At 70.9% G+C, this 13,874-nt stretch carries 15 protein-coding genes and 3 tRNA genes; 5 read left to right on the top strand and 13 right to left on the bottom strand.

What is annotated here, in order from left to right; genetic code table 11:
- From VJ693_RS07350 to trpE, 10 genes are all read right to left on the bottom strand, one after another.
- Positions 1-150, bottom strand: a 150-nt coding sequence (locus VJ693_RS07350) for a GTP-binding protein (RefSeq protein WP_324152881.1), incomplete at its 3' end; no start/stop codon positions are given.
- Positions 151-208: 58 nt separating this feature from the next.
- Positions 209-283, bottom strand: a tRNA-Thr gene (locus VJ693_RS07345).
- 132 nt (positions 284-415) lie between these two features.
- Positions 416-489, bottom strand: a tRNA-Gly gene (locus VJ693_RS07340).
- Between the two features lie 45 nt (positions 490-534).
- A tRNA-Tyr gene (locus VJ693_RS07335) sits at positions 535-620 on the bottom strand.
- Between the two features lie 33 nt (positions 621-653).
- The gene (locus VJ693_RS07330) at positions 654-1,430 is read right to left on the bottom strand and encodes a uracil-DNA glycosylase (RefSeq protein ID WP_324152875.1); all 777 of its coding nucleotides are present in this window, start codon (positions 1,428-1,430) and stop codon (positions 654-656) included.
- Entirely contained in the window at positions 1,427-2,227 is an 801-nt protein-coding gene (gene trpC / locus VJ693_RS07325; RefSeq protein ID WP_324152873.1) for an indole-3-glycerol phosphate synthase TrpC, read from the bottom strand. The genes VJ693_RS07330 and trpC overlap by 4 nt, the downstream gene beginning before the upstream one ends.
- Positions 2,224-3,261 carry an anthranilate phosphoribosyltransferase gene (gene trpD / locus VJ693_RS07320; RefSeq protein ID WP_324152872.1) on the bottom strand — a complete coding sequence of 346 codons (1,038 nt, stop codon included), beginning with the start codon at positions 3,259-3,261 and terminating at the stop codon, positions 2,224-2,226. Before trpD ends, trpC begins: the two co-directional genes overlap by 4 nt.
- A 9-nt stretch (positions 3,262-3,270) precedes the next feature.
- The gene (gene ltaE / locus VJ693_RS07315; protein WP_324152870.1) at positions 3,271-4,335 is read right to left on the bottom strand and encodes a low-specificity L-threonine aldolase; all 1,065 of its coding nucleotides are present in this window, start codon (positions 4,333-4,335) and stop codon (positions 3,271-3,273) included.
- The gene (locus tag VJ693_RS07310) at positions 4,332-4,931 is read right to left on the bottom strand and encodes an aminodeoxychorismate/anthranilate synthase component II (RefSeq protein ID WP_324152868.1); all 600 of its coding nucleotides are present in this window, start codon (positions 4,929-4,931) and stop codon (positions 4,332-4,334) included. The genes ltaE and VJ693_RS07310 overlap by 4 nt, the downstream gene beginning before the upstream one ends.
- A gap of 82 nt (positions 4,932-5,013) precedes the next feature.
- Complete coding sequence (gene trpE / locus VJ693_RS07305; protein ID WP_324152867.1) at positions 5,014-6,489, bottom strand: anthranilate synthase component I; 1,476 nt, start codon at positions 6,487-6,489, stop codon at positions 5,014-5,016.
- A 405-nt stretch (positions 6,490-6,894) separates the two neighbouring features.
- Here trpE and VJ693_RS07300 point away from each other — a divergent pair, with 405 nt between their 5' ends.
- Together VJ693_RS07300 and VJ693_RS07295 are read left to right on the top strand one after the other, a co-directional pair.
- Complete coding sequence (locus VJ693_RS07300; RefSeq protein ID WP_324152865.1) at positions 6,895-7,518, top strand: chalcone isomerase family protein; 624 nt, start codon at positions 6,895-6,897, stop codon at positions 7,516-7,518.
- 181 nt (positions 7,519-7,699) lie between these two features.
- A complete protein-coding gene (locus VJ693_RS07295) occupies positions 7,700-8,485 on the top strand; it encodes an energy transducer TonB (RefSeq protein ID WP_324152864.1) in 786 nt (261 codons plus the stop codon).
- Positions 8,486-8,513: 28 nt separating this feature from the next.
- Here the strand turns inward: VJ693_RS07295 and gph are convergent, their stop codons facing one another.
- Together gph and rpe are read right to left on the bottom strand one after the other, a co-directional pair.
- The gene (gene gph, locus VJ693_RS07290) at positions 8,514-9,167 is read right to left on the bottom strand and encodes a phosphoglycolate phosphatase (protein ID WP_324152862.1); all 654 of its coding nucleotides are present in this window, start codon (positions 9,165-9,167) and stop codon (positions 8,514-8,516) included.
- Positions 9,164-9,847: a ribulose-phosphate 3-epimerase gene (gene rpe / locus VJ693_RS07285; RefSeq protein WP_324152860.1), complete on the bottom strand. Its 684-nt coding sequence runs from the start codon at positions 9,845-9,847 to the stop codon at positions 9,164-9,166. Before rpe ends, gph begins: the two co-directional genes overlap by 4 nt.
- A 148-nt stretch (positions 9,848-9,995) precedes the next feature.
- On the opposite strand from rpe, the gene apaG reads away from it, so the two are divergent.
- Complete coding sequence (apaG, locus tag VJ693_RS07280; protein ID WP_324152859.1) at positions 9,996-10,370, top strand: Co2+/Mg2+ efflux protein ApaG; 375 nt, start codon at positions 9,996-9,998, stop codon at positions 10,368-10,370.
- Positions 10,370-12,466 (top strand): site-specific recombinase, encoded by a 2,097-nt coding sequence (locus VJ693_RS07275; protein WP_324152857.1) that lies wholly within the window; start codon positions 10,370-10,372, stop codon positions 12,464-12,466. The genes apaG and VJ693_RS07275 overlap by 1 nt, the downstream gene beginning before the upstream one ends.
- On the opposite strand, the gene VJ693_RS07270 is transcribed toward VJ693_RS07275, so the two are convergent.
- A complete protein-coding gene (locus VJ693_RS07270) occupies positions 12,467-12,613 on the bottom strand; it encodes a hypothetical protein (protein ID WP_324152856.1) in 147 nt (48 codons plus the stop codon).
- On the opposite strand from VJ693_RS07270, the gene VJ693_RS07265 reads away from it, so the two are divergent.
- Positions 12,612-13,847 (top strand): murein transglycosylase A, encoded by a 1,236-nt coding sequence (locus VJ693_RS07265; protein WP_324152855.1) that lies wholly within the window; start codon positions 12,612-12,614, stop codon positions 13,845-13,847. The two genes, VJ693_RS07270 and VJ693_RS07265, sit on opposite strands and share 2 nt — an antisense overlap.
- The last annotated feature ends 27 nt before the right edge of the window (positions 13,848-13,874 follow it).

Here is a 13,874-nt window from a genome sequence, read left to right as displayed (position 1 = left end):
GATCTGGTCGTAGGCCTTGGCTTCGCCACCGAACTTGGCCGACAGGATCGTCGTGATCGCCGCCGTCAGCGTCGTCTTGCCATGGTCCACGTGACCAATCGTGCCCACGTTCACGTGCGGCTTGGTCCGTTCAAACTTGCCCTTTGCCATCTTGCGCTCCTACAGGCGTCGGAATCAAAAAAGTACTGACATCACACAGGTGAGGTGGTGGTGCCCATGGCGCGGATCGAACGCGCGACCTCTCCCTTACCAAGGGAGTGCTCTACCACTGAGCCACATGGGCATCGACACAGGCCTGGGCGCACCCGATGCTCACGGCATCCACCCAAGCCTGTGGCGACATCACCGCCACCACACCGATCGCAATCACACCGATCACATTCACGAACCTCGAGCCCCTTTCAGTCTTCCTTACTGGAGCGGGAGACGGGAATCGAACCCGCGTCATTAGCTTGGAAGGCTAAGGTTCTACCATTGAACTACTCCCGCATTCGGAATCGGCGCCGGGACTCGCTCTCTCGTGTTCGGTCGCTGTGGTGGAGGAGGCTGGATTCGAACCAGCGTAGGCGTAAGCCAACAGATTTACAGTCTGCCCCCTTTAACCACTCGGGCACCCCTCCGCAGCGAGCCTGAGAGTATAGCATGGCGTCAAGTCAATGCGCGAGCTCCGTGTTCGGCCCGATTCCTGGGTCAACGGCCGGTACCTGAACCGGGCCGAGCCAGTCGATCTCGATGCAGGCGGCCCGCAAGGCGTGGAAATGCCCGCAACCGATGAAGGGCTGCGGTGGCCGGCGGGCCGACAGCGGCGACGGGTGGTTGGCCCGCAGCAGCAGGTGCCGCCCCGGAGCGACCCGCTCGATCAGCGGCGCCTTGGCCTGGGCATGGGCACCCCAGAGCAGAAAGGCGATCCGGCGCGGCTCGGCCGCCACGGTCTCGATCAGCGCGTCTGTCAGGCCCTCCCAGCCGCGCCCGGCGTGGCTGGCCGCCTGGCCATCCTCGACGGTCAGGCTGGTGTTCAGCAGCAGCACACCCTGCCGCGCCCAGCCGCCGAGGTGGCCTTGGGCCGGGGCCGGCACACCCAGGTCGCGCTGCAGCTCGACGAAGATGTTGCGCAGGCTGGGCGGCGGCTTGACGCCTGCCGGCACCGAGAACGCCAGGCCCTCGGCCTGGCCCGGCCCGTGGTATGGGTCCTGCCCGAGGATCACGACGCGCACCCCGGCCAGCGGGGTCAGCGCCAGCGCCCGCAGCGGGTCGGCCGGGTAGATCACCGCACCGGCCTGCCGGCGGCGCTCGATGTGCTCGATCAGGGCGCACCCGGTCGGGCTGATGCGCCAGGCGTCGATCACCGGCCGCCAGTCGGCCGGCGCACGGTCGAGCAGCTCGGGCAGGGGCGTGCGCAGCCGGTTGTCGATGTCGAGCAGGGCGGTCATCCGCCGAACAGGGCCAAGAGTGCCTTGCCGGGGTCGGCGGCGCGCATGAAGGCCTCGCCGACCAGGAAAGCATTGACGCCGGCGTCGCGCATGCGCTGAACGTCCGCCGGCGTGAGGATGCCGGATTCGGTGACCAGCAGCCGGTCGCCCGGCACCTGGCCCAGCAGGCCCAGCGTCGTGTCGAGCGTAACCTCGAAGCTGCGCAGGTCGCGGTTGTTGATGCCGACCAGCGGTGTCTTCAGCTTCAAAGCGCGCTCGAGCTCGGCGCCGTCGTGCACCTCCACGAGCACGTCCATGCCGAGCGCGAGGGCCTCGGCTTCCAGGTCGGCCATCTGCGCGTCGCCCAGGCAGGCGGCGATCAGCAGGATGCAGTCGGCGCCCATCGCGCGCGCTTCGATAACCTGGTAGGCGTCGACCATGAAGTCCTTGCGCAGCACGGGCAAGGCACACGCGGCCCGGGCCTGGCGCAGGTAATCGGGCGCGCCCTGGAAGAACGGCGCGTCGGTCAGCACGCTCAGGCAGGCGGCGCCGTGGCGCTCGTAGCTTGCCGCGATCTCCGACGGCACGAAGTGTTCGCGCAGCACGCCCTTGCTGGGGCTGGCCTTCTTGACCTCGGCAATGACAGCCGGCCGGCCGGCGTCGACTTTGGCCCGCAGCGCGCGCACGAAGCCCCGCGTGTCGCGGCGCGCCTCGGCTTCGGCGCGCAAGGTGGCCAGCGGAGCCACCACGCGCGCCTGGGCGACCTCGCCGTGCTTGACCTCGACGATGCGGCGCAGGATGTCCGGAACCCCGCTCATGCCGCCGGCCGGAAGCGGTTGGTCGTCGCGACGAACTGGCTCAGCTTGGCCAGCGCCGCGCCCGAGGCCACGGCCTCGCGGGCACGCTTGACGCCGTCGGCCACCGACGGCGCGACGTTGGCGCAGTACAGCGCCGCACCGGCGTTCAGCAGCACGATGTCGCGCACCGGGCCGTCCTCGTTGGCCAGCGCCCGCTCGATGCACTGCACCGACTCCTGCTGGTTGGCGACCTTCAGCACCCGCGAGTCGTAGACCGGCAGCCCGAAGTCGCTCGGGTGCACGACGTACTCGCGCACCTCGCCGTGGACCAGCTCGCCGATCATCGTCTCGCCGGACAGCGAGATCTCGTCCATGCCGTTCATGCCGTAGACCACCATCACGTGCTCGGAGCCCAGGCGTTGCAGCACGCGCACCTGGATGCCCACGAGATCGGGGTGGAACACACCCATCAGCTGGTTCGGCGCGCCGGCCGGGTTGGTCAGCGGGCCCAGGATGTTGAAGATCGTGCGCACGCCGAGCTCCTTGCGCACCGGGGCCGCATGCTTCATCGAGGCATGGTGGTTCGGCGCGAACATGAAGGCGATGCCGCATTCCTGCAGGCATTCGGCCACCTGCTCGGCATTCAGCCCGATGTAGGCGCCCAGCGCCTCCAGCACGTCGGCGCTGCCGGAGCTGGACGAGACGCTGCGCCCGCCGTGCTTGGCCACGCGCGCACCGCCGGCCGCGGCGACGATCATCGACGCGGTCGAGATGTTGAAAGTGTGCGCCGCATCGCCGCCGGTGCCGCACAGGTCCACCAGGTTCGTCTTGTCGGCCACCTCGACCGGCGTCGCGAACTCGCGCATCACCTGGGCCGCGGCGGCGATCTCGCCGATCGTCTCCTTCTTGACACGCAGGCCCATTGCCAGCGCGGCGATCATCACCGGCGACATCTCACCGCTCATGATGCGGCGCATCAACGCCAGCATCTCGTCGTGGAAGATCTCGCGGTGCTCGATGACGCGCACCAGCGCGTCGGTGTTGCTGATCGTCATGGCAGCTCGTCAGGTGGGGTTGGCGACAAAGAACTCGCGCACCGCAGCGATCGCGGTGTCGATGCCGGCGGCGTCGACGTCCAGGTGCGTCACGAAACGCAGCCCGATCAGGCCGGTGGCCAGCACACCACGCGACTTCAGGTGGGCCAGCAGCGCGGCGCCGCGGCCGCCGTCGACCTGGGCGAAGACGATGTTGGTCTGCGGCGCGGTGACGCTCAGGCCGGGGATGCCGGCCATGCCTTCGGCCAGCCGGCGCGCGAGCGCGTGGTCGTTGGCCAGGCGGTCGATGTGGTGGCTCAGCGCATGGTCGGCCGCTGCGGCGAGCAAGCCGACCTGGCGCATGCCGCCGCCGGCCATCTTGCGCACGCGGTGGGCGCGGGCGATCAGCTCGCGCGAGCCGCACAGCGCCGAGCCAATCGGTGCGCCCAGGCCCTTGCTGAAGCAGACCGAGACGCTGTCGAAGTGGCGCGTGATCTCGCGCGCCGGCACGCCGGAGGCCACCGCCGCGTTGAACAGCCGCGCGCCGTCGAGGTGGGTCGCCAGGCCGCGCGCCTTCGCCAGCGCGGTGGCCTGCTCGATGTAGCCCAGCGGCAGCACGTTGCCGTTCCACGTGTTCTCCAGGCACAGCAGCCGGCTGCGCGCGAAGTGCGGGTCGTCGGGCTTGATCGCCGCCTCGATGTCCGCCAGCGCCAGCGTGCCGTCGGGCTGGTTCGGGATCGGCTGCGGCTGGATGCTGCCGAACACCGCGCCGCCGCCGGCCTCGTAGCGGTAGGTGTGGGCCATCTGGCCGACGATGTATTCGTCGCCGCGCCCGCAGTGGGCCAGCAGCCCGCACAGGTTGCTCTGCGTGCCGCTTGGCATGAACAGCGCTGCCTCGAAGCCCAGCAGAGCGGCGATCCGCTCCTGCAGCGCGTTGACGGTCGGGTCGTCGCCGAACACGTCGTCGCCCAGCGGCGCGGCCATCATCGCCTCGCGCATCGCAGCCGTGGGTTGGGTCACCGTGTCGCTGCGCAGATCAACCACCTTGGCGCCGGCCGCGCGGCCCGCCGCCGTGCCGTAGCTCACCGTGCTCACGCGTGCACCTCCTGCCGGCTCATCGTGATGAAGTTGCGCAGCATCGCGTGGCCATGTTCGGAGAGGATCGACTCGGGGTGGAACTGCACGCCCTCGAGCGGCGTCGCCGTGCCTGCCAGCTCGCGGTGGCGCACGCCCATGATCTCGCCGTCGTCGGCTGTGGCGCTGATCTCCAGCGCCGCCGGCAGGGTCTCGCGCTCGATCGCCAGCGAGTGGTAGCGGATCACCGTGAAGTGCTGCGGCAGGTCACGGAACACACCGCGGCCGTCGGTCTCGATGCGGCTGGTCTTGCCGTGCATCTGTGTCTTGGCCCGCACGACGCGGCCACCGAGCGCCGCGCCGATGCTCTGGTGGCCCAGGCACACGCCGAGGATGGGCAGTTTGCCCGTGAATTCACGAATCGCCGGCACGCAGATGCCGGCCTCGGCGGGTGAACACGGCCCCGGCGACAGCACCAGGTGATCGGGCTTCAGACCGGCGATGCCTTCGAGCGTGATCTCGTCGTTGCGGAAGACCCGTACCTGCTCGCCCAGTTCGCCGAAGTACTGCACCAGGTTGTAGGTGAACGAGTCGTAGTTGTCGATCATGAGTAGCATGTCAGCCTCCGACGAGCCGCCTCTAGGAGGCTGAGCACCCCCTTGGGGGGCAGCGAATGCAGTGAGCTTGGGGGCGTCATCTCTAGAAGCCCTCCTCGACGAGCTCGGCCGCGCGGATGACCGCGCGCGCCTTGGCCTCGGTTTCCTTCCACTCGGCCTCGGGCACCGAATCGGCGACGACGCCGGCCCCGGCCTGCACGTACAGCGTGTTGTCCTTGACCACCCCGGTGCGGATGGCGATCGCCACGTCCATGTCGCCGGCGAAGCTGAGGTAGCCGCAGGCGCCACCGTAGATGCCGCGCTGGGTCAGCTCCAGCTCGTCGATGATCTCCATCGCGCGGATCTTCGGCGCGCCGCTGAGCGTGCCGGCCGGGAAGCTGGCGCGCAGCACGTCCAGGCTCGTCAGGCCCGGCTTGAGCAGGCCCTCGACGTTGCTGACGATGTGCATCACGTGCGAGTAGCGCTCGATGCCGAAGGCCTCGGTGACCTTGACCGAGCCGGTCTGCGCGATCCGTCCGATGTCGTTGCGCGCGAGGTCGATCAGCATCACGTGCTCGGCGCGCTCCTTCGGGTCGGCCAGCAGGTCGACCTCGTTCTGCCGATCGGTCTCGGGTGTCGCGCCGCGCGGGCGGGTGCCGGCGATCGGGCGGATCGTGATCACCTCGCCCTCGGGCCGGGTCTCCTGCCGCACCAGGATCTCGGGCGACGCGCCGACGATCTGGAACTCGCCCATGTCGTAGTAGTACATGTAGGGCGACGGGTTGAGCGACCGCAGCGCGCGGTACAGGCTCAAGGGGCTCTCGGTGTAGCGCTTCTTCAGGCGCTGGCCGATCACGATCTGCATGCAGTCGCCGGCGGCGATGTATTCCTTCGCGCGGCGCACGGCCTGCTCGAAGTCGGCCTTGGCGAACTCGCGCTCGACCGCATGGCTGGGGCCGCGCTTGACCTGCGGCGCGGTCACGCTGTAGCGCAGCTTGTCGGTCAGCTCGGCCAGGCGCTTCTTGCCCTTGAAGTAGGCCTCGGGCTGCGCCGGGTCGGCCCAGACGATCAGGTACAGGCGGCCCGACAGGTTGTCGATGACCGCCAGCTCCTCGGTCTGCAGCAGCATCAGGTCGGGCGTGCCGATGCCGCCGGGCCGGTTCGTGGCGGCCAGCCTGGGCTCGATGAAGCGCACCGTGTCGTAGCCGAAGTAGCCGGCCAGCCCGCCGCAGAAGCGCGGCAGCCCGGGTCGCAGCGCCGGCTTGAAACGCTGCTGGTAGGTGGCGACGAAGTCGAGCGGGTTGCCCTCGTGCGTTTCGACGACGCGGCCGTCGGTGACGATCTCGCAGTGGCGGCCGGTGGCGCGCAGCAGCGTGCGCGCCGGCAGGCCGATGAACGAGTAGCGGCCGAAACGCTCGCCGCCGACGACCGATTCGAGCAGGAAACCATGCTTGGCGCCGCCGACCAGCTTCAGGTACAGCGACAGCGGGGTCTCGAGGTCGGCGAAGGCCTCCGCAATCAGGGGCACGCGGTTGTAGCCCTCGGCGGCGAGGCTTTGGAATTCGAGTTCAGTGATCACTTGGACGGGTCCTCCGGGGCCCGCAACCGGCTGCGCGACATGCAAGCGCGGGCGGTCGTGGCGGGCCGGTTGTCGGATTTCGTGGCCGGGCTGCGAGGCCCTGAACCATCGGGGGAGGCCGGGCGCCGCGTCAATCGAGCGGAGCGGCGCCGTCGGCAGAAGGTTTCACGCGGGCCAGCGACGCCAGGGCCAGGCTCCCCGGTCGTGCGACGACGCCATCCATCTGCGCGAAGTGAACATGATGTGGAAAGTGTAGCAGTCGGCCGCGAATTCTCGGGTTCCGACGCATGGACTTCCCCGTAACACGGGTTCACACTTTGTGGCTCATTCGGGGTGGGGCCCCCGCGCAGCCTTGGCTGAAGCGGGTGCTCGCCCCCGGACACGAAAATCGGAAAGGTTTGCCCCATGTGGCGTCGTCTGGGTTCGAGCGCACTGCTCGGGTTGTTCATTTCCATGGCCTCGCTGGCACCCGCCCGGGCCGATACGGTCGAGCTGGCGGGCGTCAAGTACGAAACGGTCGAGCAGGTCGGCAACGCCAAGCTGCAGCTCAACGGCGCGGGCATCCGCTACAAGGCCATCTTCAAGGTCTACACCGCCGGGCTGTACCTGCCCGCGAAGATGGGCACGCCCGAGGCGGTCTACGGCGCCGTCAACGCGCCGCGCCGCATCCACATCGTGATGCTGCGCGAGATCGACGGCAACGAGCTTGGCAAGCTCTTCACGCAGGGCATGGAAAAGAACTCGCCGCGCGAGATCTTCGCCAAGTCGATCAACGGCACGATCAAGATGGCCGACCTGTTCTCCAAGCGCAAGAAGCTGAGCGCGGGCGAGTCGTTCTCGGTCGACTGGGTGCCCGGCACCGGCACCGTCATTTCGGTCAATGGCAAACCCGAATCCGAGCCGATCAAGGAGCCGGAGTTCTACACCGCGCTGATGAGCATCTGGCTCGGGCCCTCGCCAGCCGACTCGCAGCTGAAGGACGCGTTGCTGGGCAAGGCCCGCAGCGGCCGCTTCGGCAGCGACCAGTGAGCGATGAATGGTTCTTGCTTGCGGCCGTGCGTGGCGCGGCCGGTGTCTGACTCGACCCCGAGCTCGCCGTTGATGAGTTCTTGAAGTGGTGCGCCGGCGCGCGATCCGCGCCCGCGCCTGGTTCGTGCAATGGCCGTGCGCCGCCGCTGACCGCGGGCCGCGGCTTCTCGTGATGACGCCGATGACACACCTCGTCCGACGCCTGGCCGCCGCCGGGCCCTCGCTCAGCCTGGCGGCGCTGCTGTTCCATCCCGTCGCGCACGGCCAGACGGCGACCGCGCCGGCCGTCAACGGCGCCGAGCCGAGCGTCAGCGAACGGGTGAAGAAGGATGCGGCCAGCCCGCTGTACTGGATCCGCCTGAACGCGCAGAAGGCGGATGCCACCCCCAGCAAGCCGGCACCGCGCATCGCCGAGATCAGGCCGGTCGCCCGGCCCGTCCCCAGCCCGGCCGGGGGCGGTGGCGGCGGGAACCCGATGGCCGCGGTGGCCAGCAGCGGCGGCGCGGCCGGCGCGCCCGCCAGTACCGGGCCGGCGCTTGGCAGCAGCCCCGCCGAGGCCACGGCCATGCTCGCCGCGCCCGGCGCGCTGGCGGCGCCCAACCCGGCCGCCGCGATGCCGAGCGCCGCTGCCGCGGGCCTGGTGGCGCCAGCCGCCTCGTCCGCCGCCGAGCTGGCGCGCGCAGCCACCACACCGCCGGCGCCCGAGGAGCCCGAGGAACCCCTCGCGCTGGTGAAGGCCGCCGAGCCCGACTTCCCCGCCAACACGATGCGCCGACTGCGCAAGGGCACGGTGCAGGTGCGTTTCGAGGTGCAACCCGACGGCAGCGTGAGCAACGCCACCGTCGTCCAGACGAGCCACCGCAGCCTGAACGAGGCCGCGCTCGAGGCCGTCAGCGGCTGGCAGTTCAAGCCGGTGCCCAGCGCCCGCAGCGCGGTCGTCGACCTGGGCTTCGACCTGGACAGCTGACCAAGCTCGCGCCGGCCTTGGCCGCGCCTTACCGCGCCAGCTCGTCCAGCCTGTCGATCACCCGGTCGGCGCCGGCCGACTCCGCCGGCTCGCCATGGTTGTAGCCATAGCGGACCAGCACCACCGGGCAGCCGGCGCCGCGCGCCGCGAGCACGTCGTTGCGCGAGTCGCCGATCATCAGCGTGCGTTCGGGCGCCGCGCCGAGCGCCCTGCAGGCCTCGACCAGCGGCAGCGGATCGGGCTTCTTGCGGGCGAACGAATCGCCGCCAAAACAGTGCGTGAAGACCTGGTCCAGGCCCTTGGCGGCCAGCAGCTGGCGCGCGAAGGCCGCCGGCTTGTTGGTCAGGCAGGCCAGCCGCAGGCCGGCCTCGCGCAGGCGCAGCAGGCCCTCGGCCACGCCGGGAAAGACCGCCGAATGGCGGCCGTTGATCGACTCGTAATGCGCCTGGTAGCGTGCCCAGGCCTGGTCGTAATGCGCGCCGGCGCCGCCGGCTTCAGCCAACGTCGAGCGGATCAGGTGCTCCGACCCCTGGCCGACCGTGCGTTCGATGAAGGCCCGCCCGACTGCCGGCAGGCCCAGGTCCGCCAGCGTGCGCGCCAGCGCGACCTCGAAGTCGCCGATCGTGTCGACCAGCGTGCCGTCGAGGTCAATCAGCGCAGCGTCGAAATCCTGCAGCCTCACCGGGCGAGCTCGACCCGCATCGCGTCGATGACCTGCTTGTAATCCTTCTGGCCGAAGATCGCGCTGCCGGCGACGAAGGTGTCGGCGCCCGCGTCGGCGACACGGCGGATGTTGTCGACCTTGATGCCGCCGTCGACCTCCAGCCGGATGTCGCGCCCGCTGGCGTCGATGAGCTTGCGCACCTTCTCGGTCTTGCGCAGCGCGCTGTCGATGAAGCTCTGGCCGCCGAAGCCGGGGTTGACGCTCATGATCAGCACGAGGTCGACCTTGTCGATGACCCACTCGAGCACGTCCACCGGCTCGGCCGGATTGAACACCAGCCCGGTCTGCGCGCCCTCGGCCTTGATCAGCTGCAGCGTGCGGTCCACGTGCGTGCTGGCGTCGGGGTGGAAGCTGACGAGGTCGGCGCCCGCCTTCGCGAAGGCCTGGGCCAGCGCGTCGACCGGGCTGACCATCAGGTGCACGTCGATCGGCGCCTTGCTGCCGTCGGGCCTGACCGCGTGGGGCTTCAGCGCCTGGCAGACCATCGGGCCGAAGGTCAGGTTCGGCACGTAGTGGTTGTCCATCACGTCGAAGTGGATCCAGTCGGCGCCGGCGGCGAGCACGGTGCGCACCTCCTCGCCCAGGCGGGCGAAATCGGCCGAGAGGATGCTGGGGGCGATGCGGTAGGTGCGTGGCATGGTCGGCGGCTTCGGGCGGAGAGGCTTGCATTTTACGAGGAGGGGTATGGCCGCCACCGGCTTCCTAGAATGGCCGCATGAGCACGAAAAGCCGCCTCATAGGCGAATTCCCCCTCGGGGGGACGGCGCGCAGCGCCAAGGGGGCCGCATGAGCAAGCCGCAGTTCAGCGTTTCGGTGGTCACCCAGTACCTGCCCGAGCGCTCGTCCGCCGCTGAAGACGCTTACGCCTTCGCGTACACCGTCACCATTCGCAACACCGGTGCGGTGACCGGCCAACTGGTGGCCCGCCACTGGATCATCACCGACAGCGCCGGCAAGACCGAAGAGGTGCGCGGCCTGGCCGTCGTCGGCCACCAGCCGATCCTGAAGCCGGGCGAGCAGTTCGAGTACACCAGCTGGGCACGCATCGCCACGCCGCGCGGCCGCATGCAGGGCACCTTCTTCTGCATCACCGAGGACGCGCACTGGTTCGAGACCCCGGTGCCGCCGTTCGATCTGTCGCAAGCGCAGGCGCTGCATTGATGGTGGGCCCGCGCGCGCGCTGGGACCTGAGCGCGCTGCTCAACGCCGCCGACCCGCGCGCGACGGCGGCCGAGCAGCATTTGTGGCTGGTGCGGTGGCTGCAATGGCTGCGCTCGCCCGGCCCGGACCGACCGGGCGAGCCGACCGACCCGTCCACCCCCTGGCCGGTGCAGCGGCTGCGCCTGTTCGTCGACGTGGCCGAGCGCCACCCCGAGTACCGCGAGCGGCTGGGCGGCCTGTGGCGCGCGACCTTCTCGCGCCTGGATGCGACCGGCCTGCTGGCCGACTTCGGCTTCGCGCCCCGCCACGGCTTTCTCAGCGAGTTCGCCGAGCGGCTGCGACTGGGCTGGCTGCCCGGCACGCCGCAGACCGACGACCTGGGCGCGCTGTTTCCGCAGTTGTTCAGCGAAGCGGCCGATGCCGACTGGCTGGCGGCCATCGACGAGGGCACGCTCGAACGCCTGCTCGCGCTCGTCATGCCGTCCGAGGAAGCCGTGTCGGGGCAGGAGCCGTGGCGCCCGGCGATGGTCGAATCGATCCAGTTGCTGGCCAGCCAGATGCGCGCGTCCGGCCTGTCGGGGCCGATGCGCCAGCGCATGGACGCGCCCCTGCTGGCCGACCGCCCGTTTCACCAGGTCGTTCAGGCGGCCGAGGCGCTGCGCGCCGGCCACCTCGACGGCGACGACGCCGCGGCGCGCCTGCAGCAGGCGGCCTACCTGCGCGCCGTGCTCGACGCCTGCCGCCAGGCGGCGGCCAGCGTGCGCGGCCACCTGGACGAGCACGGCATCTCGGTCGACCTGGTGTTCCAAATCGACCAGCTGCGCGAGCGCGGCGATCGCATCGAGGCGCTGCTGGCCTGCCTGGTCAGCGACCTGTCGCCCGCCGCCCCAGCCATCGGCGGCACGCCCGCCCCTGCCCCCGCCGGCGCGGCGCCCGAACTGCGCGCGCTGCTCGTCGGCCTGGTGCAGTGCGCGGACCGGCGGCGCTCGCTGATTGGCCTGTTCCGCCGCCACTACGCGCTGCTGGCGCGCAAGGTGACCGAGCGCAGCGCCGAGACCGGCGAGCACTACATCACCCGCACCCGCGCCGAGTACCGCACGATGCTGGCCCAGGCCTGCGGCGGCGGCGCGGTGATCGGCCTGACGACCTTGCTGAAGTTCGCGCTCGGCGCGCTGGCGCTGTCGGCGTTCTGGGCCGGTTTCGCGGCAGGGCTGAACTACGCGGCCAGCTTCGTGCTGATCTACCTGCTGCACTGGACGGTCGCGACCAAGCAGCCGGCGATGACCGCGCCGGCGATGGCCGCCAAGCTCGAGGGCGTGTCCGCCAGCGACGAGGCGGTCGAGGGCTTCGTCGACGAGGTGGCGCACCTGCTGCGCACGCAGGTGGCCGGCATCGTCGGCAACCTGGCGCTGGTGGTGCCGGTCGTGCTCGCCGTGCAGGGCCTGGCCTGGTGGCTGGCCGGTGCGCCGGTGGTCGGCGAAGAGGCGACGCACCACGTGCTGCACTCGCTGCACCTGCTGGGGCCGACGCTGCTCTACGCGGCCTTCACCGGCGTGCTGCTGTTCGCCTCCAGCCTGATCGCCGGCTGGGTCGAGAACTGGTTCGTCTTCCACCGGCTCGACAGCGCGATCGCCTGGAACCCGGCGATCCGCGACCGCCTCGGGCCCGAGCGCGCGATGCGCTGGTCACGCTGGTGGCGACAGCACATCTCGGGGCTGGCGGCCAACGTGTCGCTCGGCCTGATGCTGGGGCTGGTGCCGGCGATCGGCGCCTTCTTCGGCCTCGGGCTCGAGGTGCGCCACGTGACGCTGGCGATGGGCCAGCTGGCCGCCGCGCTCGGCGCGCTGGGCCCGGCGCTGCTGCACGAGCCGGACTTCTGGTGGTGCCTGGCCGCCATCCCGCTGGTCGGGCTGCTGAACCTGGGCGTGAGCTTCACGCTCGCGTTTCGCGTTGCGCTGGCCTCGCGCGGGCTGCGGGTGCGCGACCGCGGGCGCCTGTACGCCGCGCTGCGCCGGCGCTTCCGCCAGGCGCCGGCGAGCTTCGTCGTGCCGCCGGCAGAAGACGCCAACGCGACGGAAGAGGCGCCCGCGCCGTGATCAACGCGGGGCGTCGTCGCCGCGGCCGTCGGCCGGCTCCTCGCCGCTGCGCGGCTCGCCGCCACGCCGGCCCGAGAACATCGTCCACCACACTATGAAGACCAGCAGCCCGCCGGCGGCCAAGGCCTCGAAGATCAACCAACCCATGTCGACTGCTCCGCGCCATGCCGGCGCCCGGCCTCGATTGTCAGGGCGGCGCGCCGCTGCGACGCTGCTTGCCGCCGCGCTGCTCGCCTCGTGCTCGGTGCTGCAGCGCCAGCCGCCGGCGCCGGTGGAACAGCGCGGTGCCCCGGCGCCGGCGGCCAGCGCCGCGCTGCCCCCGCCGCCCGGCACGATCGAGCGCGCCCACGCGCGCTGGGTGCCGGCCAGCTTTGCCGAGCTGCCCGGCTGGGGGCAGGACCGTGTGGCCGAGCTCTGGCCCGCGCTGCGGCTGTCGTGCGGCACCCCGCCCTTGGCGAATGGCAACGGAGGCAACGGCGCGCCCCCCGCGGCGGCGCTTGCCGAGGGCTGGGCGGCCGTCTGTGCGCAGTCGCGCCAGTTCTTCCCGGCCGACGATGCGCAGGCGCGCCAGTGGATCGAGCAGCGCTTCAAGGTCTACCGCGTCGAATCGCTCGAAGGCGACCCGAACGGCCTGGCGACCGGCTACTTCGAGCCGCTGGTCGAGGCCAGCCGCAGGCCGACGCGGACCCGGCGCGTGCCGCTGTATGGCCCGCCGGCGGACCTGGGCCAGCGCAGGCCCTATTGGACCCGGCAGGAGCTGGACACGCTGCCTGCGGCGCAGGCCGGCTTGAAGGGCCGCGAGATCGCCTACGTCGAAGACCCGCTGGACGCGCTGGTGCTGCAGGTCCAGGGCTCGGGCCGGCTGAAGCTGAGCGAGGCCGACGGCAGCGTGCGCCTGCTGCGGCTCGCCTTTGCCGGCCACAACGACCACCCGTACCGCTCGGTCGGCCGCTGGCTGATCGACCAGGGCGAGCTCGCGCCCGGCGAAGCGAGCTGGCCGGCGATCAAGGACTGGGCGCGGCGCAACCCCCGGCGCATCAACGAAGCGCTGTGGCAGAACCCGCGCACCGTGTTCTTCCGCGAAGAGGCCCTGCCCGACCCGGCGCTGGGCCCCAAGGGCGCCCAGGGCGTGCCGCTGACGCCCGGCCGCTCGATCGCCGTCGACCCGCTGGCGGTGCCCTACGGCACGCCGGTGTGGATGGATGCGACCGAGCCGCTGTCCGCCAGGCCGCTGCAGCGGCTGGTGATGGCACAGGACACCGGCGGCGCGATCGTCGGCGCGGTGCGGGCCGACTACTTCTGGGGCTGGGGTGACGAGGCCGAGGCGCAGGCCGGGCGCATGAAGCAGCCACTGCGCGCGTGGGCCCTGTGGCCGAGGTGATTGGCCCCCACGCCCCCTCCCGGGGGC

The sequence above is a fragment of the Ideonella sp. genome (assembly GCF_035254525.1).
Lineage (GTDB): Bacteria > Pseudomonadota > Gammaproteobacteria > Burkholderiales > Burkholderiaceae_C > Ideonella.
This window is presented reverse-complemented; position numbering and strand designations above follow the sequence as displayed.